This is a genomic window from Streptomyces poonensis (assembly GCF_014650915.1).
GTDB classification, from domain to species: domain Bacteria; phylum Actinomycetota; class Actinomycetes; order Streptomycetales; family Streptomycetaceae; genus Streptomyces; species Streptomyces poonensis.
Window position 1 is genome coordinate 31,396 of the sequence record NZ_BMVW01000007.1, and the last position, 18,348, is coordinate 49,743.

The window sequence follows — 18,348 nt, forward strand, 5'->3', positions numbered from 1 at the left end:
TGCCGCTCTCCGCCACGCGTCGTGGCGCGCGCCTCGCCCGGCTGCTTGCGACCGAGCGACTGCTGGACTGGGGCTGCGGCCCGACCCGGCCCGGCTCGTCGTCGCGGAGCTCGCCGCGAACGCCGTACTGCACGGCCGCGTCCTCGGCCGCAGCTTCCGCCTCACCCTTTCCGTCCTGGAGTCCGGCACGCTGCGTATCGAGGTGGCCGACACTCGCGGCGATCAGTTGCCGGTGCTGTCGTCGTCAGGTCGCGAAGGACTTCCCGAGGGAGGGCGCGGCCTGCTTCTCGTCGAGGAGTTGGCGGACCGATGGGGCGTTCAGGCCGGGCCGGTACCGCTGAAGACCGTATGGGCCGAACTCGATCTTGGAGTCTCCGCCTCGCGGGAGCCCTCGCGTCCGGAGCCCGGAAACACGGGAGCCGGTGGTGCGGCGGCCGGGGCGGCGGGCGGTCAAGGAGTAAAGAACGTGGGGAAAGGACCCTCCCAACCAGCCAAACCTCTCGTACGTCACCCACGGGGGTGAAGTCGGACGATCTGGCTGGCGCGTCGGCGGAGCGGCCGGGCAGGCTCGGCCCGGAGAGCTTCACGAGACCGAACTTCAGACAATCCGCAGACATGCGACGGCCCCCGCCGGGACTTGCACTCCCGGGCGAGGGCCTGACCACCAAGGAAGACAGGCCTTCCCTCATGGCTGTGCGCAAGACTAACGCTGCCGTACGTCCGCATCCCGCTGTTGCGCGATCCGGCAGCCCTTCGGGTGTCATCCAGCTCAAGGCGTACCAGCCGGAGCGGTACACGATCATCGGCAACCACCTCGCCCAACACCGCGAGTTGTCCCTCGTCGCCATGGGGCTGGCCCTGCACATCCTGTCGTTGCCCGACGGCGCGGCCGTCGACATCCGTACTCTGACCAGCCGCTTTCCCGAAGGACGCGACCGGATCGCGTTCGCGCTGCGAGAGCTGGAGGCGCACGGGTACTTCGAGCGGGTGCGGGAGCGCACAGGCGCGGGGCAGGTGGTGACGCGTACGTACGCGCATCACGTTCCGGGGCGTACGACTCGGACGACTGAGCCGGTGGTCCGGGATTCGGCAGTCCGTGAGCCGGTGCGCGAGCAGGTGCCGGAGCCGGAGCCCGGCCGGGTCGTCGAACTGGAGCCCGTGACCGTGCCCGGAGACGAGCCCGAGCGGGAGGCTCCTCCTCCTGGCGAAGCAGAGCCCGTATCGGCCCCCGAGCCGTCGGAGCCACCCGCCGAGGATGCGGCACCCGGGCCTCACCACGAAGAGGCCGTCGTCGCGCTCACGCGGGCACGCAAGCTCGACAAGCGGATCATGCTTTCTGAACGGGACGTGCAGCGTCTCGCGCCGGCCGCCGCCGAATGGATCGCCCGTGGGGTCGGTCGGGTAGCCCTGATGCAAGTGCTGAGCGATCGGCTGCCGCCCGAGGTGCACAATCCGGCCGCGCTGGTCGCCCACCGTCTGAGGGAGTGGCTGCCACCGTCGTTGCCGTCCACGGCGGACACCATCGTGGTCTCACGGGAGGACAGGGATGCCGCTCCGCTGCCTCGACAGGAGCTTTGGCGGGACTGCGAAGGCGACTGCGGGTGCGTCATCCACAGCTCGGGACCGGAGCGAATGTGCCGAGACTGTCGTGCCGCCCGGACGGCTGCCCCTGATCCGGACCTGGTCTGTACCGAGGTCAGTAGGGCGATCGCGCTGTAACCACGATTGTCCCCATCCCCTGGTCACCCGGTGCCGGAAGGCATGTCGCCCGCACGTCCGTGAAGCCGTGGCGACGCGCCAGCTCGGCCCATGCCGCAGGGGAATAGCACCAGCGGTCGACGGTCATCTCCGTGCCCCCGGGCCCCTTCCCGTACATCAGCTGGCGGCCATGTAGGTGAGCGGCGGTCTCGCCGTGCGAGAAGGCGAACAGGCCGCCAGCTGTCAGCCGCTTGGCGACGAGCGGGAACAGTTCCTCGGGGTCCGTGAACCACACGGCGCCCCAGATGGAGAACACCGCGTCGTACGTCTCGTCGGTCTCCCTTAGGTACGAGCAGGCTTCCGCTTCCACAAATGTCAGCCCGGGGACGTCCTTCCACCACCGACGGGCCCGCTCGATCTGAACGGGGGAGAGGTCCACCGCCGTGACGCGTACTCCTTGACCGGCCAGCCAGGACGCTTCCCGGCCCTCGGCTGCTCCCAGCTCCAGAGCGGTACCTGGTCGCCCCAGCAGCTCGGCACCAGGTCCATGACCCTCGTACTGCGTCCACTCGAAAGCGGTCACGTCGGGGGCCGGAGACGGTCCGTCGCGGTCCGGTTTGTAGCGGTCCCAGAAGAGGACGGGGTCATGTGACGTGTGGGGCATGTGCTTCCTCACGCGGGTGCGGAACGGTGCTGGCGCCGCACCGTATCCGGAACACATCCACGACACGCCCTGCAGACCTGAACGGGTCGGGGCATCCGCGGAGGGAGGCCCCGACCCGTTCAGGCGTGACCGGTCAGTGGCAGTTCTCGCCCGGCCTGCACGGACCACACTTGGCGAAGTCGCGTTCCCACAGCTTCCAGTCCACGGGGAAGCCGTTCTCGGCGATGATGTGCGCCGTGCGTTCGACTGAGCCGTCGTACTTGAACTCGATCTCCGGGATGTGCTCCAGGAACCTGCCGCCGAAGTGCTGGGCGCAGAACTCCCGGTAGTTCTTGGTGTCCAGGATGAAGACATGGACGGCGATGTCGACCACCCGGCCGCAGCACATCTCCAGCCCCTGACCCCACTTCTCCATTGCCGTGATCAGGTAGGACACGGCCGCGCTGAACAGTCGCTCGGCCATCACCTCGTCGAACGGGTGGTCGCGCATCAGGAGCTGGACCTCTCGCTCCCAGACCTCCGGCCTGACGTACTCCCTGGGGTCCCGCGTCGCGGGAGTCGTGTCCGGAACGCTCTCAACCGCTGTCGTCACAGTGGGTCTCCTTCCGGTGCGGCGAACCCATCCCCTGTTGGCGGGTCGCATTGCCACGGCACCACACGGTCGGCCTCCGCCGTCTCCAGCTCGCGGGCTGCGCACGTGGTGTGCAGAAGATGCACATGCCATAGGCGTGCCGTCCCTCGGCGTTTACCGTGGGCAGACGGTCCTGCTCCTGCCATGGGGGAGGCGCGATGCAGCGCACCATCGACCCGTTGTGGAACTCGTCGCGAGTCCGCTTACTCATGGCGCAGCGCGACCCAGGAGGCCTGATCAAGCTGGGCAGAGGCTGGCGCGGGTGGCGGCAAGCCGATCTCGGCCGCAGACTCGGCTGCTCGGCATCGACGATCTCTCGTCTGGAGCGGCCCGGTCGTGTCGCCGATCTGCGCCTTCTGCAGAGAGCCGCGCACGAAGTCGGGGTGCCGGTGGACGTCCTGGGAGCGGCACTCGGCCTCGTCGAGTCGCATGCCACTAAAGTTGCGCCGAATGGTCCACGCCACACCGAGGAGGACCGGATGCGACGACGCACTCTGCTCGGAGCGGCAGGGCTGGCCGTCCCTGCATCACTTCTGCTCGGCGTGGAATCGGCTCTCGCCGAGATGCCTCCGCCGTCAGGATCCCCGGTTCCCTTGGACGTGCGTCTGGCGAGCGCTCGCTAGCTATTCGACACCGGCAGGTACGGCGAACTCATCAAGGCGCTCCCGGACCTCCTCGCCACGGCTCACGCCCGGATCCGGGATCGTGCCGAGATCGACTACGCGCGACTGTCCGCTTGTTACACAGTGGCGGCCCAGGTCCTGGTGAAGATCGGGCGGTACGACCAGGCTCGACTTACCGCTGATCGGGCAAGCCTGTACGCGGACCTGTCCGGCTCCCCGCTGACCTCCGCTGCGGCTGCTCGCGAGCTGAGCATCGTCCTGCGCCACCAGGAACAGCCGGAAGCGGCACAGCGTCTCGTTATCAGCGCCGCGTCGAAGATCGAAGCCACTGGACTCAACACCCATCCGCAGGCGGCGGCGTACGCCCAGATGCTGTGCACCACCGCGTACACCGCGGCTCGGGCGGGCGACCAGGACCAAGCTCGTACGATGATCGACGAAGCTGCGCGGGCCGCCCGCGGCCTGCCCGCCGTGGCACCGGCGGATCGCCTTTTCTCCATCACTCCTGCGTCGGTGCGCCTTTATGAGGTGGGGGTCCACTGGGCGCTCGGTGATGCCGGGGCCGCAATCAGGGCAGGTCAGCAGTTGCACCAAGACCAGTTCTCCACTGCCGAGCGAAAGGCGCGCCTGCACACCGACATGGCCCGTGCCTGGTGGCAGTGGGGCAAGCCGGAGCAGACGGCACAGTCTCTGCTGAATGCCTTCCGCGTCACTCCCGCGGAGGTCCGGGACCGGCCCAGTATGCGAACCATCGTCCGGGAGCTTCACCGTAGGCACCCGCATGTCAGCGGTGTACGTGAGCTCTCCCGCGCAGTCCTTGCCGATCAGGACGGGAACATACCCCTCGGGGTGGACAACGATCGGCGTGGCCCTGGGCCGACGCCGCGTCGGCAAAGGTGCATCTGTGACGGGCGTAGCGTAGAAGGCATGACGACGTACGGATCCTTCCCCGGCACGCGGCCCCGGCGGCTGCGGACCACCCCCGCGATGCGTCGGATGGTCGCCGAGACCAGGCTGCACCCCGCCGACTTCATCCTGCCCGCCTTCGTGCGGGAGGGCGCGAGCGAGCCCGTGCCCATCGCGGCGATGCCGGGGGTCGTGCAGCACACGCGCGACAGCCTGAAGAAGGCGGCCCTGGAGGCGGTGGAGGCCGGGATCTCCGGGATCATGCTGTTCGGCGTGCCGGAGGAGGCGAAGAAGGACGCCCTCGGGACGGCCGGGACCGACCCCGACGGGATCCTCCAGGTCGCGCTGCGTGACGTGCGGGCGGAGGTCGGGGACGACCTGCTCGTGATGTCCGATCTGTGCCTCGACGAGTTCACCGACCACGGGCACTGCGGTGTGCTGGACGACGAAGGGCGCGTCGACAACGACGCCACCCTGGAGCGGTACGCCGAGATGGCCCAGGTGCAGGCCGACGCGGGAGCGCATGTCGTCGGGCCGAGCGGGATGATGGACGGGCAGATCGGGGTCGTCCGGGAGGCCCTCGATCAGATCGGGCGCGAGGATGTCGCGATTCTTGCGTACACCGCCAAGTACGCGTCCTCCTTCTACGGGCCGTTCCGGGAGGCCGTCGGGTCCTCGCTGAAGGGCGACCGCAAGACGTACCAGCAGGACGGCGCGAACATCCGCGAGTCGATGCGGGAGCTGGCGCTCGACCTGGAGGAGGGCGCCGACATGGTGATGGTCAAGCCGGCCGGACCCTACCTCGACATCCTCGCCCGGGTCTCGGACGCCGTGGACGTGCCGGTCGCCGCGTACCAGATCTCCGGCGAGTACTCGATGATCGAGGCCGCCGCCGAGAAGGGCTGGATCGACCGGGACGGCGCCATCATGGAGTCGCTGCTCGGGATCAAGCGGGCCGGGGCGCGGAACATCCTCACGTACTGGGCCACCGAGGTCGCCCAGAAGCTGCGCTAGTGCGTCGACCGCGTACCTTCGCCGGGTGCGCGGTCATCACACCAGCGCGGCCAGTTCGCCCAGGACCCGGGCCGCCGGTGCCGGGTCGACCAGCCACTTCAGGTGGCTGCTCTCGAGCGTGCGCACGTCGTACGGGTTGTCCGGCGTCAGCGTGTCGCCCTCGCGGATCAGCCGGTCCTGCAGGGCGAGCGGCAGGCTGGCGTCGCTCGCCAGCCGGACGTAGGTCTTCGGGATCCGGCCCCAGGTCGCGGCCTGCGCCCGGTCGGCGGAGGTGCCGAAGTCGAGGTTCTCGTCGGGCTGGAAGGTGTTCAGGAAGGTCAGGAACTCCTCGTCGGTGCCGTCGGCGAGGAAGGCCGCCTTGAACGCCGCGAGGACGCCCGGGTCAGCCGTGCGGAAGTTGGTGCGGAGAAGGCCGAGTTCGGCAGGGTTTCCGACCAGCGCCGAAGCCAGGGAAGCGGCGTCGGCCGTGGCCATCTCGGGCTCGGCGTAGTAGGCGCCGGCTTCGAGATCGACAGGGCACCAGGCCGCGACGTAGACGATGCGGTCGATCAGGTCCGGGCGTGCGTTGGCCGCCGCGGTGGCCGTGACGCCGCCACGGCTGTGGGAGACGAGGATCACCGGCCCGTTCCGCCTGGCCCGCTCGAGGACACCGATCAGGTGCGCGACATTGTCGGCGAGCGTGACGCCCTTGATCGAGCCGGGCGCCGTGGCGAGCTCGTCGAGATCCTGCGGTGCCTGGTAGGCGTGCGTGTAGGTCGCCCCGAAACCGTGGCCGGGCAGGTCGACGGCGACCGAACGGTGTCCCAGGAGGCCGAGTTCGGCCTGGAGCGGTGCGAAGGCGAAGGAGTTCGAGAAGGCTCCGTGCACCAGGACGAACGTTGGCTGCATCTGTCTGCTCGCTTTCTGCGCGCGTGCGGTGAGGACGCCCGTCCGGTGGCCGAGGGCTGCCCTGGGGTGAGCGGGATACCCAACGGGTCACGCTATCCCGCGGTGATCATTCGTACTACTGATATGAGCCGGTCCACGGGGTGTGCGCCGGAACGAGGAACGGAACGAAGGCCTGAACGAAGGCCTGAACGAAGAGGGCCCCGCCTGGTGCGGGGCCCTCTTCGAGCTTTGTAAGTTCCTGCTGCCGTTGCCGCTGCCGGTCAGTACAGCGCGTCCTCCATCGACTGCTGCCAGTACGTCACGCGCAGCGTGCTGTCGAAGTACACGCCGCCGCCCGGCAGGTTCACCGTCGTGGAGGTGCCGCCGCTGCTGCCGGGGTTCAGGCCCTGGAAGCCGATCGTGACCTTCTTGGCCGTCTCGCCGTTCTCCCCGCTGCCGTCGGCGGAAGCGAGCATGACACCCGCGTAGCCGGACTCACCGGGGGCCAGCGTCACCACGGCCTGGGGCTTGGTGCTCTCCGCGACCTGCGGGGCCCACTGCGTCTGGTCGAAGCGGACGTACGGGTAGTACGGGAGGTCGCAGGGCTTGCTGCCCGTGTTCGTGACGGTGATCAGCATGTGGTTCAGGGGGCGGCTGACCTCCTGGACGCTGACGGTGGTGTTGGAGCCGTTGCAGATGGCGCGGTTCGCGGGGGCGTCCGTGTCCGTGTTCGCGTTCGCGCCGGAGGAGGACGAGGAGCCGGAACCCGACTTCGCGTTGGAGGAGCCTGCGTTCGTCTTCGTGTTCGTCCCGGAGTCCTTCGCCTGGGACGCGTTGCCGGCCGAGCCGGAGCCCGCCTCGGTCGTCCCGCCGTCCGTGGTGTCCTTGGCGCCCTCGGTGTCACCCTTCGGCTCGGCGGTCGCCGCCACCGTCGCCGCGGGCTGGGAGGCGCCCTCGTCCTGTACGCCCGTTCCGTTCTGGCACGCCGTGAGGGAGAGGGCGGCGAGCGCGGCGGTGGCGGCGGCGAGGACGGAGGTACGGAAAGCGCGCATGGCTGATTCCCTTGCTGAGTGGGTGGGTTGAAGCGGACCGCTCGACCGGCTGCCGGGAGCGGCGTGCTTGGATGACCACAGCTTGGGGGGCGATCCGTCCCGGCCGCCACACTTGGCGGGCCATCAGGGACACTGGAACGCTGAAATAGGCTCTGAGCTGCGGGAATGACCCTTCCCTGGAACACTGGAATGGAATACGGGGGGATGGAGGAATGGTGTCGGGGGTCGATGCGGGGGCCGCTTTCGCGGCGATGCTGCGGGATTTGAAGGAGCGCTCCGGACTCAGTTACGGGGCGCTCGCCAAGCGGCTCCACATGAGCACGTCCACGCTGCACCGGTACTGCAACGGGGACGCCGTACCCACGGACTACGCACCTGTGGAACGGCTCGCCCGGCTCTGCAAGGCGTCGCCCGAGGAACTGGTCCAGTTGCACCGGCGGTGGGTGCTGGCCGATGCGAACCGGGGGCGCAAGGCGGCCGGGGAGGTGACGGCCGCGTCGGAGCCCGAGGAAGCGGGAGAGCCGAAGCGGCCGGACGAGCCCGGGGAAGCGGGAGAGCCGAAGCAGACGGACGAGTCGGAGAAGCCGAAGCGGCCGGACGAGTCGGAAGAGCTGAAGCAGCCGGACGAGCCGGGGGCAGTGAAGCAGCCGGAGCAGCCGCAGGAACCGGTGCAGCCGGAGCGGCCGCAGCAACCGGTGCAGCCGGTGCAGCCGGTGCAGCCGGTGCAGCCGGAGCAGCCGGAGCAGCCGGAGCAGCCGGACGAGTCTGCGGCTGACGCGACGTCCGGCGGGCCGTCGGCGTCCCCCGAGCAACCGGACGGCGTGGACGAGTTGATCAGACCCGCGTCCTCGGTGCCGGCCGGGCCGGGCGGCGGCAAGCGGCGCCGTACGCGTACGGCGCTCGTCGCCGCGATCGCCGTCGCCGCCGTTCTCGGCACCGTGACCTTCCTCGCGAACCTGCCCTCCGGCGGGGAGGACGGACGGCCTTCCAGCCACGTCGGATCCGCGTCCGTCGACGCCACGACCGAGGAGGACGGCGAGAAGGCCTCGCCGTCACCGTCCAAGGCCTCGCCCTCCGTCTCCGCCACGAAGGAGGAGAAGAAGCCAGGGGAGGCCGGTGCCTCCGGCTCCGCCGGGGCCGACGCACCGAGCGGCGGCGGTGGTGGTGACAGCGACGGTGGGGACGACGGCGGTGACACCGCGTCCGGCCCGCCGCTGACCGTGATCACCAAGCCGCACACCTGGCCGAGCGCCTGCGACGCGCATTACCTGGTCGACCGGCCGCCGTCCAAGGTGTCCCCGCCGCCGCCGAACAGCCAGGACGCGTCCGCCTGGGTGCGGTCGATGGACGCCGTCCCGTCGGGCCAGCAGTTCGTCACCCTCACCGTCCAGGGGACCGGTGACGAGACGGTGGTCATCGACGACCTGTCGGTCCGTATCGCCGCCAAGCGGTCGCCCTTGAAGTGGAACGACTACGCCATGGCGTACCCCAGTGTCGGCTGCGGCGGCGGTGTCCAGACCCGCACCTTCAACGTGGCGCTGGACGCCGTGCGCCCCGCCGTCGAGCCCGAGGCGGGCAGTGACGACTTCCCGTACAAGGTGAGCGAGTCGGACCCGGAGGTCTACTACATCTGGGCCGACGCCTCCGCGTACGACGTGAGCTGGTACCTGGTGCTGAACTGGTCCAGCGGCTCGCGGCAGGGGACGGTCGTCATCGATGATCAGGGGCAGCCGTTCCGTACGAGCGGCAACAACGGCCGTCCCGCGTACGAGTACCCGATCGACGGCTCCGGGTGGGTCGAGGAGGGAACGACGCTCAAGGAGATGGAATCCGGCAGCGAGGCTGACGTGAGCTGAGAAGGGCTGACGGCGAATCAGCCCGCCGTCCCGAACCACGCCTCCGCCAGGTCCTCGAGGCGTGGCCGCGGCGGTGCGGGCAGGTCGCGGAGGTTTCCGGTCAGGTCGCCGTAGACGTGCAGCAGTGTGTACGCGAGCAGTTCGCGCGGCGGGTGGGGAGCGCGGCCGTACGCGGCGTAGAAGCGGCGGAGCTGCCGGGGGTCGGCGCCGGTGATGAACAGGGCGGCGCCCGCGAGGTCGTACGCCGGGTCGCCGATCATGGCCGGCTCGAAGTCGAACAGGCCGGTGAGGCGCCAGTCGTCGTGCGGGTCGACGGTCAGGTGCTCGCGGATGAACTCGGTGTGCAGCAGCACGCGCCGCGGCGGCGGGACGAGGGGTACGGAGCGCAGGAAGTCCGGGATCTGCTCCAGCCAGGGACGTGGCAGTCCGGTGGCGTGGTGGTGGGCGAGCGCGTTCGCGCGCCTCACGGCCACGAACCGGTTCCAGTCCGCCGGTCCGACGACGTCGGCCAGCGGCGCCGGGTCCAGCGCGTGCAGCGCGGCGAGCGTCTCGGCCGCCTCGGTGACGATCCGGTCCCGGGCGGCGGCCGGGACGCGCGCCCAGGCCCGGGCGAGGCCGTCGCCGACGAGCCGGGTCATCAGGACGTAGCGCCAGCCGTTCTTGTACAGCTCCGCCGCCCGTACCTGGGGCGTGGGCACCGGGAGCCGGCCGTCGAGGTGGGTCAGCACCCGTGCCTCCCGGACGGCTTCGTCGGCCTCGAACCCGGGGAACAGCTTCAGTACGAGCGCGTCGCCGACCGAGTACACCGGCAGCGATCCCTCCTCGAACCGCAGCACTCTGGCTCTCTCGATGCCGAGTTGAGCACAGAGATCCTGGACCGCCGGGCGCAGCAGCGCCTCGTCCCGCACGACCTCGTCCAGTTCGTCGACCGTGTCCACCCTGGGCAGCATGGGCGCAGCCTAGGGGCTCCCCGGGACGTCCGTATGACGGAATGTACGGGTGTAGAGAGCATGTATTTCTTTAGGGTAGGCTTCGCCACCTTTGCCATCGCCCGGAGTCATGACGCGCGAAGTCATCGCTTGACGCCGTCGTTTGACGCCATCGTCGACAGCACCGTCCAAGGAGCCGCCGTGACCACCACTTCTCCTGTGCCTCAGCTCGCCGCCCGGGTCGCCGCAGTCGGTGGGTCGCCCGTACGGGACATCCTCGCGGTGACCGAGCGGCCCGAGGTCATCAACTTCGCGGGCGGGCTGCCGGCGCCCGAACTCTTCGACACCGAGGGCATAGCGGCCGCCTACCGCGATGTACTGGCGCACCTACCGGAACGTGCGCTCCAGTACGCGACGACGGAGGGCGACCCCGCGCTGAGAGCGGCGCTCGCGGCCCGGTACACCGTGCGCGGGCTGCCCACCACGGCGGACGACCTGCTGGTGACCACCGGCTCGCAGCAGGCGCTGTCGCTGCTCGCCACCGCCCTGCTGGAACCCGGCGACACCGTCCTCGTCGAGCGCCCCTGCTATCTGGCCGCCCTGCAGGCCTTCGGCCTCGCAGGCGCGCGGATCGTGGCCGTGCCGGGCGACGACGAGGGCATGGACCCCGACGCGCTCGCCGAGCTCGTCGTGCGCGAGCGGCCCAAGCTCCTGTACACCGTCCCCACCTTCCAGAACCCGACCGGCCGCACCCTGTCCGCCGGGCGCCGGGCGGCCGTCGCCTCCGTGGCGGCCCGGCACGGCGTGTGGATCGTCGAGGACGACCCGTACGGCGAGCTGCGCTTCGAGGGCGAGCGGGTGCCGTGGATCGCCACCTACCCGGGTGCCGAGGACCGTACGGTGCTGCTGGGCTCCTTCTCCAAGGTGATGGCGCCCGGCATGCGGCTCGGCTGGCTGCGGGCGCCCGCGGTGCTGCGCCGGGCCTGTGCGATCGCCAAGCAGGCCGCCGACCTCCACACACCGACGGTCAACCAGCTCGCCGCGGCCCGCTATCTGGCCGACCGTGACCTGGACGCCCATGTGGCGCGGGTGGCGGCGGTCTACCGGGAGCGCCGGGACGCCATGCTCGCCGGGCTGCCCGAGGCCCTTCCGCAGGGCTCGGCCTGGACCCGCCCGGAAGGCGGCATGTTCCTCTGGGTCCGCCTGCCGGAGCCGTACGACACCACGGCCCTGCTGCGCCGGGTCGTCGAGCACGACGTGGCGTACGTGCCGGGGGCGCCCTTCCACCCCGGGGAGCCGGACGGAGCGGCCCGGACGACCCTGCGGCTGTGCTACGTCACGCAGACGCCGGAGGAGATCGAGGAGGGGCTGCGGCGGCTGGCGAAGGGGCTGGCCGGGTAGTCCGGTCGCGGCCGGAGGCAGGCGCGGGCGCGGGTGTGGGGCGTCAGTCCCACCAGAAGGACCACATCCGCTGCCCGAGCACCTCCTCGGCCGCGTACGTGCGCAGGGTGTCGTGCTCCCCCTGCGTGATGTTGTCCGGGCAGAACGCGAAGTGCTCGGCGGCCAGGGCCTCGGCGTCGGAGGTGGTCGTGGGCGGTGCCGCGACCGAGACCACCAGCTGGTCGGGGGTGAGCGCGACGACCCGTATCCCGAAGCGGTCCTCCCAGGAGCGGAGCACCGCGCCGAGCCGGGCCACGTCGTTCTCGTGGTTCAGCGGGCCCGTCCAGCCGATCGCCGCCGGTATGTCGGCGGACCGGCGGGCGGGGACCAGCGCGAGACGCATCTCCTCGAGGTAGGAGCCGTGGGTCGGCAGGGAGCCGTCGGCCAGCAGGGAGTCGGCGACCTCGGCGGCGCGGACGGCGGGGTCGGCGGTGAGTGTCCCGGCGGGGGCGGGCCCGGGCCAGTCCGGTCCGAAGGGCGCCAGCACGTCCCCCGCGGTGTCCCACTCCGCGATCTCCTCGCCCTCCCAGAACTCCGCCAGCACCTCCTCGGCGTCGTGGTCCCCGGGGTACGACATCAGGGCGGGCCTCAGCCCCCACTTGTCCAGGGCGTCCTGACAGTCCCCCGTCTGTACCAGCACGGGGAGCAGCCCCACCCGCGCCGCCGGCGAGCCCAGGGCCGTCCAGGCGCCCGGGGCGGCGTCGTACGCGCCGTGCCACAGCAACGGCTCGTGCCACGGGCCCTCGGCCGTCGCGTCGATCAGTCGCCCGAGGGGAAGCGCGAGCCCGAGCGAACGGCCGCTCGGGTCGGCTGCCAGCCGGGGCAGCGGGTTGGGGAGAGTCGCCATGGAGGTGACTGTAGGGGCCGCCACTGACAACGCGGCCGGCCCGGGTGCCGGGACGGGTGCGAGCCCGGTGGTTCGTGTGACGGTTTCCCGGGTGCGCGGGTGACGGTCGCAACACCACACATCCGGGCGCCTGTTGAGGTGTCCGCATACGGAGGGGCAGCGTCCGTGCGTACCCGCGCAGGACGGAGACGTGTGCTCACCGGCACGCCGGCGAGCCTCGTCACGGAGTGCGGCCTCACCGCGGCCCTGGCCGGCCCGGCTCGGCGGCCCCGGGGCTCCGGTGGCCGTGACCGAGTACCGGCACACCAGGGAGACCGGTGAGCGCTCCGCCTCCGAGGGCAGGCCGGGTTCGACGTCCACGGCAACGGGAGCGGCTGCAACGAGGGCACCGGGACACTGGCGATCGACACGCTGGTCCCTGACGGCTCCGGCGCCGTCACGGTCCGCCACTACGCCTGAACGGCGCGACGGGCGCGGTACGGCAGGCGACGGCCCTGCCGTACCGCGCCCGTCGGCGTCAGTACGTCGGTGCGTCAGAGCCGCTCGGGCGTCCTGATCCCCAGCAGCGCCATGCCCTGGTGCAGCGTGCGCGCCGTCAGGTCGACGAGGAACAGGCGGTTCTCCACGACCTCCCGCGGGTTGTCGTCGCTCAGGACCTGGCACTGGTCGTAGAACGTGGTCAGGTGCGACGCCAGCTGGTACAGGTACGCGGCCAGCTTGTGCGGCTCGTGCCCCTGCGCCACCTCCAGCAGCAGCTCGCCGAACTGGTCCAGGTGCAGACCGAGGGCCCGCTCCGCCGGGGCCAGCGCCAGCTCCGGGTGGGCGGCCGGGCGGGCGTCGCCGGACTTGCGGAGGATGGACTGGATACGGGCGTACGCGTACTGGAGGTACACGGAGGTGTCGCCGTTGAGCGAGACCATCTGGTCCAGGTCGAACTTGTAGTCCCGGACCGCAGACGTCGACAGGTCCGCGTACTTCACGGCGCCGATGCCGACGTACCGGCCGTTCTCGACGATCTCCTCCTCGGTCAGGCCGACCTTCCCGGCCTTCTCGCGCACCACGGCGGTGGCGCGGTCGATGGCCTCGTCGAGGAGGTCGACCAGGCGGACCGTCTCGCCCTCACGGGTCTTGAACGGCTTGCCGTCCTTGCCGAGGACCGTGCCGAAGGCCAGCTGCTCGGCCGTCACGTCCTCGTTCAGCCAGCCGGCCCGGCGCGCGGTCTCGAAGACCATCCTGAAGTGCAGGGACTGGCGGGCGTCGACCACGTACAGGAGGGTGTTCGCCTTGAGGTTGAAGACGCGGTCGCGGATCGCCGAGAGGTCCGTCGCCGCGTAGCCGTAGCCGCCGTCGGACTTGCGGACGATCAGCGGGACCGGGTTGCCGTCCGGGCCCTTGATGTCGTCGAAGAAGACGCACAGCGCGCCCTCGGAGTCGACGGCCACGCCGGACTCCTCGAGGAGGCGGCAGGTCTCGTCCAGCATGTCGTTGTAGCCGGACTCGCCGACGACGTCGGGGTCGCGGATCTCCATGTCCAGCTTGTCGAAGACCGAGTAGAAGTAGATCTTCGACTCGTCCACGAACTTCTGCCAGAGCGCGAGGGTCTCCGGCTCGCCCGCCTGGAGGTCGACCACCCGGCGCCGGGCCCGCGTCTTGAACTCCTCGTCGGAGTCGAACAGCGCGCGGGACGCCTTGTAGAGCCGGTTCAGGTTGGACATGGCCTCCTCGCCGGAGACCTCGCCCTCCTTGTGGTCCAGCTCGTGCGGGTGCTCGATCAGGTACTGGATGAGCATGCCGAACTGGGTGCCCCAGTCGCCGATGTGGTGCCGGCGGACCACCTTCTCGCCCACGAACTCCAGGATCTGGACGACCGCGTCGCCGATCACGGCGGAGCGCAGGTGGCCGACGTGCATCTCCTTGGCCACGTTCGGCTGGGCGTAGTCGATGACCGTCGTGCCCGGGTTCTCCGCGTACGGCACACCGAGGCGGCCGTCCGGGTCCGCGTACCGCGCGGCCAGGTTCTCCGTGATCGCGCCGTCGGTGATCGTGACGTTGAGGAAGCCGGGGCCCGACACCTCCACGTCCTTGATCACGTCACCCGACTCGACCCGGGCGACGACCTGGGCCGCCAGCTCGCGGGGGTTGGCCTTGGCCTTCTTGGCGAGGGCGAGGATGCCGTTCGCCTGGTAGTCCGCCCGGTCGCTTCGTCGCAGCAGCGGGTCCGCGTCGGCGGCCTCCGGCAGGGCTGCCGAGAGGGCGTTCGCGAGGCGCTGGTGGACGGAGGCGGTGAGGGACTGGACCGAGGCCATGGAGTGGGTGCCGTTCTCCTCGTGGGTACGGGTGGATGTGGCCAGTATCCCACGGGGGGTAAAGCGGTTTTCTCTGGCGAGCGGGGTGGTTCCCGCCGGGCCGCGCCACGTGGTGCCGGACCGGGGCGGGTCTCGCGCACGGCTGTGAAAAGCCGTTTTCGTGGTTGTGGCCACAGCTGGGAGAATGGAGCGGTCAGCCGTGCGACCGTACCGGCTGCGGATGAGGAAAGAAGGACGTGCCGATCGTGGCTCAGAGCACCGAGACCACCGACTGGGTCTCCCGTTTCGCGGATGAGGTCATCGAGGAGTCGGAGCGCCGGGCCCCGGGCAAACCCGTAGTCGTCGCGTCCGGTCTGTCCCCCTCCGGCCCCATCCACCTGGGCAACCTCCGCGAGGTCATGACCCCGCACCTCGTGGCCGACGAGATCCGGCGGCGGGGCCACCAGGTGCGCCACCTGATCTCCTGGGACGACTACGACCGGTACCGCAAGGTGCCGGCCGGTGTCACCGGTGTGGACGAGTCGTGGGCCGAGCACATCGGCAAGCCGCTGACCTCCGTCCCGGCGCCCAAGGGATCGGCGTACCCGAACTGGGCCGAGCACTTCAAGGCCGCGATGGTCGAGTCGCTGGCCGAGATGGGCGTGGAGTTCGACGGCATCAGCCAGACCGAGCAGTACACCTCCGGCGTCTACCGCGAGCAGATCCTGCACGCGATGAAGCACCGGGCCGACATCGACGCGATCCTCGCCCAGTACCGGACCAAGCCGAAGCCCGCCGACCAGAAGAAGCAGCAGGCGAAGCAGAAGCCGGTCGACGAGGCCGAGCTCGAGGCCGCCGAGGGCTCCGGCGCCGCCGGTGAGGACGACGGCAGCTCCGGCTCCGCCGGCTACTTCCCGTACAAGCCGTACTGCGGCAACTGCGAGAAGGACCTCACCACCGTCACCGCGTACGACGACGACACCACCGAGCTGTCATACACCTGCACCGCCTGCGGTTTCGGCGAGACGGTGCGGCTGAGCGAGTTCAACCGCGGCAAGCTGGTGTGGAAGGTCGACTGGCCCATGCGGTGGGCGTACGAGGGTGTCGTCTTCGAGCCCAGCGGGGTGGACCACTCCTCTCCCGGGTCGTCGTTCCAGGTCGGCGGGCAGATCGTCGGCATCTTCGGCGGCAAGCAGCCCATCGGGCCCATGTACGCGTTCGTCGGCATCAGCGGCATGGCCAAGATGTCGTCGTCGCGCGGCGGGGTGCCCACGCCCGGCGACGCGCTGAAGATCATGGAGCCGCAGCTGCTGCGCTGGCTGTACGCCCGCCGCAAGCCCAACCAGTCCTTCAAGATCGCCTTCGACCAGGAGATCCAGCGGCTCTACGACGAGTGGGACAAGCTCGACGCCAAGGTCACCGAGGGCACCGCCCTCCCGGCCGACGTCGCCGCCCACGCGCGCGCGGTGCGCACGGCCGCCGGTGAGCTGCCGAGGACGCCCCGGCCGCTGCCGTACCGCACCCTGGCCTCCGTCGCCGACATCACCGCCGGCCACGAGGACCAGGCGCTGCGCATCCTCAGCGAGCTCGACCCGGCGAACCCGCTCGGCTCGCTCGACGAGGCGCGGCCCCGGTACGACAAGGCCGAGGCGTGGATCAACACCCACGTGCCCGCCGACCAGCGCACCATCGTCCGCGACGAGCCCGACGCCGAGCTGCTGAAGTCCCTCGACGAGCAGGCCCGCGGCTCCCTGCGGCTGCTGCTCGACGGACTCGACGAGCACTGGTCCCTGGACGGGCTCACACACCTCGTGTACGGCGTGCCCAAGGTCCAGGCCGGGTTCTCCGCCGACGCCACGCCCAAGGAGCTGCCGCCGGAGATCAAGGGCGACCAGCGGAAGTTCTTCGCGCTTCTCTACCACCTGCTGGTGGGCCGGGACACCGGTCCGCGTCTGCCCACGCTGCTGCTCGCCGTGGGCCAGGAGCGGGTGCGCACGCTGCTCGGGGACTGACGTTCGCGGCCGCTGCACAGCGCCTGCCAGCAGCGCCTACGACGATGGGGGCGCCCGGTGAACTCCGGGCGCCCCCATCGTCGTACGTACCGCTCTAGGCGATGTGGTCCTCCTCCAGCTCCGCGTTGAAGCGGGCCTGGAAGCGGTCCGAGAGGGCCTTCAGGGCGCTCGGGCTCAGCTTCGTGCCGTACGTCGCCTCGATGTCGTCACCGAGCTCCTTGGGCGTGGGGAAGCTGCCGTCTATCGACTGGCGGAAGACCTGGTAGTACGCCTCCTCCTCGGCCTTCTCGTCCGGGACGGCGGCCGGGGCCGGGGCGGGGGCCGGGGCCGGGACCGACTCCTCACGGGGGTGGGGGATGGGCAGCTGCCCTGCCTGGGGCTGGGGCTGGGGCTGGGGCTGTGGCTGGTGCTGGGGCTGCGTCTGCTGTACGCCGCCCTCGCCGAGCTGGCGCGTACGGCCGGGGCCCGACGGGATCGGGAAGCTGCCCGTCTCCTCCGCCGGCGAGGCGGGCAGATACTGCTCCGGCTCCGGCTCCTGCTCCTCCTGCTCCTCGTACCACTGGTCGTACGGCGCCTCGGGGTCGTACGACGGGTCGTAGCCGCCCTGGTAGGCGGTGCCCTGCGGAGCCGCGGCCTTGAACCACGGGCTCTGGTCCTCCGGTGTCTCCCGCGACGCGTACCGGGGAGCGTGCGGTCCGCCGTCGGGGTGCGGGCTCCGGGCGGCAGGTCCCTGGGCGACGGCGACGGGTGCCTGGGCGGTCGCGTCCCGTTCCAGCTCCGGCCTCGGGGCCGGGGGCAGCAGCGCCGGCTCGATGCCGGCCGCGGCCAGGCCGGCGGGAGCCGTCTCCGCCAGGGGGACGCCGTAGCGGGCCAGCCGCAGCGGCATCAGTGACTCCACCGGGGCCTTGCGGCGCCAGGCCCGGCCGAAGCGGGAGCGCATGCGCGCCTGGTAGACGAGGCGTTCCTGCTCCAGTTTGATCACCTCGTCGTAGCTGCGCAGCTCCCACAGCTTCATCCGGCGCCAGAGGAGGAAGGTGGGGACGGGGGAGAGCAGCCAGCGGGTGAGGCGGACGCCCTCCATGTGTTTGTCCGCCGTGATGTCGGCGATGCGGCCGACCGCGTGCCGAGCCGCCTCGACCGTCACCACGAACAGCACCGGGATGACGCTGTGCATGCCCACGCCCAGCGGGTCCGGCCAGGCGGCCGCGCCGTTGAACGCGATCGTCGCCGCGGTCAGCAGCCACGCCGTCTGCCGCAGCAGCGGGAACGGGATGCGGATCCAGGTGAGGAGGAGGTCGAGGGCGAGCAGGACACAGATGCCCGCGTCGATGCCGATCGGGAGGACGTAGGAGAAGTTCCCGAAGCCCTTCTCGACGGCGAGTTCACGGACAGCCGCGTACGAACCCGCGAAGCCGATACCGGCGATGACGACCGCACCGGCCACCACCACACCGATGAGAACCCGGTGCATCCGTGTCAGCTGCAGTGGCGCGGCCACCCCTACTCCCCTCGTGAAGCGTGTTG

At 70.7% G+C, this 18,348-nt stretch carries 15 protein-coding genes and 1 pseudogene; 7 read left to right on the plus strand and 9 right to left on the minus strand.

All coding sequences use genetic code 11. The features are described 5' to 3' along the window. Nucleotides 1–40 precede the first annotated feature (40 nt). Both IE242_RS18770 and IE242_RS18775 read left to right on the plus strand, forming a co-directional pair. Nucleotides 41–523 (plus strand): annotated as a pseudogene (locus tag IE242_RS18770) (ATP-binding protein); the annotation flags it as partial. A 92-nt stretch (nucleotides 524–615) separates the two neighbouring features. Further along, complete coding sequence (locus tag IE242_RS18775) at nucleotides 616–1,719, plus strand: helix-turn-helix domain-containing protein (protein ID WP_189860737.1); 1,104 nt, start codon at nucleotides 616–618, stop codon at nucleotides 1,717–1,719. Here IE242_RS18775 and IE242_RS18780 read toward each other — a convergent pair. Both IE242_RS18780 and IE242_RS18785 read right to left on the minus strand, forming a co-directional pair. Beyond that, the gene (locus tag IE242_RS18780; protein ID WP_189860738.1) at nucleotides 1,697–2,362 is read right to left on the minus strand and encodes a class I SAM-dependent methyltransferase; all 666 of its coding nucleotides are present in this window, start codon (nucleotides 2,360–2,362) and stop codon (nucleotides 1,697–1,699) included. The two genes, IE242_RS18775 and IE242_RS18780, sit on opposite strands and share 23 nt — an antisense overlap. Nucleotides 2,363–2,495: 133 nt before the next feature. Further along, the gene (locus tag IE242_RS18785) at nucleotides 2,496–2,954 is read right to left on the minus strand and encodes a UCP032817 domain-containing protein (protein ID WP_189860740.1); all 459 of its coding nucleotides are present in this window, start codon (nucleotides 2,952–2,954) and stop codon (nucleotides 2,496–2,498) included. A 248-nt stretch (nucleotides 2,955–3,202) separates the two neighbouring features. Here IE242_RS18785 and IE242_RS38840 point away from each other — a divergent pair, with 248 nt between their 5' ends. Further along, nucleotides 3,203–3,616 (plus strand): helix-turn-helix domain-containing protein, encoded by a 414-nt coding sequence (locus IE242_RS38840; RefSeq protein WP_308436769.1) that lies wholly within the window; start codon nucleotides 3,203–3,205, stop codon nucleotides 3,614–3,616. Here IE242_RS38840 and IE242_RS38845 read toward each other — a convergent pair whose 3' ends face one another. Continuing rightward, nucleotides 3,617–4,210, minus strand: coding sequence for a hypothetical protein (locus tag IE242_RS38845; protein WP_308436767.1), 594 nt, complete (start codon nucleotides 4,208–4,210; stop codon nucleotides 3,617–3,619). A 333-nt stretch (nucleotides 4,211–4,543) separates the two neighbouring features. On the opposite strand from IE242_RS38845, the gene hemB reads away from it, so the two are divergent. Then, nucleotides 4,544–5,536 (plus strand): porphobilinogen synthase, encoded by a 993-nt coding sequence (gene hemB, locus IE242_RS18795; RefSeq protein ID WP_189861243.1) that lies wholly within the window; start codon nucleotides 4,544–4,546, stop codon nucleotides 5,534–5,536. A gap of 36 nt (nucleotides 5,537–5,572) precedes the next feature. Here hemB and IE242_RS18800 read toward each other — a convergent pair whose 3' ends face one another. Continuing rightward, nucleotides 5,573–6,424, minus strand: a complete 852-nt coding sequence (locus tag IE242_RS18800; protein ID WP_189860741.1) for an alpha/beta fold hydrolase — start codon at nucleotides 6,422–6,424, stop codon at nucleotides 5,573–5,575. Nucleotides 6,425–6,684: 260 nt separating this feature from the next. Further along, nucleotides 6,685–7,455 (minus strand): DUF4232 domain-containing protein, encoded by a 771-nt coding sequence (locus IE242_RS18805; RefSeq protein ID WP_189860742.1) that lies wholly within the window; start codon nucleotides 7,453–7,455, stop codon nucleotides 6,685–6,687. A 212-nt stretch (nucleotides 7,456–7,667) separates the two neighbouring features. Here IE242_RS18805 and IE242_RS18810 point away from each other — a divergent pair, with 212 nt between their 5' ends. After that, the gene (locus IE242_RS18810; RefSeq protein WP_189860744.1) at nucleotides 7,668–9,311 is read left to right on the plus strand and encodes a helix-turn-helix domain-containing protein; all 1,644 of its coding nucleotides are present in this window, start codon (nucleotides 7,668–7,670) and stop codon (nucleotides 9,309–9,311) included. Between the two features lie 17 nt (nucleotides 9,312–9,328). Here IE242_RS18810 and IE242_RS18815 read toward each other — a convergent pair whose 3' ends face one another. Next, complete coding sequence (locus IE242_RS18815) at nucleotides 9,329–10,261, minus strand: phosphotransferase family protein (RefSeq protein ID WP_189860746.1); 933 nt, start codon at nucleotides 10,259–10,261, stop codon at nucleotides 9,329–9,331. Between the two features lie 180 nt (nucleotides 10,262–10,441). Between IE242_RS18815 and IE242_RS18820 the strand changes: the two genes are divergently transcribed. After that, on the plus strand, nucleotides 10,442–11,641 hold the full coding sequence (locus IE242_RS18820) for an aminotransferase-like domain-containing protein (RefSeq protein ID WP_229859123.1): 1,200 nt from the start codon (nucleotides 10,442–10,444) through the stop codon (nucleotides 11,639–11,641). A 43-nt stretch (nucleotides 11,642–11,684) separates the two neighbouring features. Here IE242_RS18820 and IE242_RS18825 read toward each other — a convergent pair whose 3' ends face one another. Further along, nucleotides 11,685–12,527: a DUF4253 domain-containing protein gene (locus IE242_RS18825; RefSeq protein ID WP_189860750.1), complete on the minus strand. Its 843-nt coding sequence runs from the start codon at nucleotides 12,525–12,527 to the stop codon at nucleotides 11,685–11,687. 533 nt (nucleotides 12,528–13,060) lie between these two features. After that, entirely contained in the window at nucleotides 13,061–14,833 is a 1,773-nt protein-coding gene (gene argS / locus IE242_RS18830) for an arginine--tRNA ligase (protein ID WP_189860752.1), read from the minus strand. 236 nt (nucleotides 14,834–15,069) lie between these two features. Here argS and lysS point away from each other — a divergent pair, with 236 nt between their 5' ends. Further along, a complete protein-coding gene (gene lysS / locus IE242_RS18835) occupies nucleotides 15,070–16,824 on the plus strand; it encodes a lysine--tRNA ligase (RefSeq protein WP_189860754.1) in 1,755 nt (584 codons plus the stop codon). A 94-nt stretch (nucleotides 16,825–16,918) separates the two neighbouring features. Here the strand turns inward: lysS and IE242_RS18840 are convergent, their stop codons facing one another. Continuing rightward, nucleotides 16,919–18,322, minus strand: a complete 1,404-nt coding sequence (locus IE242_RS18840; protein WP_189860756.1) for a DUF2637 domain-containing protein — start codon at nucleotides 18,320–18,322, stop codon at nucleotides 16,919–16,921. Nucleotides 18,323–18,348 lie beyond the last annotated feature (26 nt).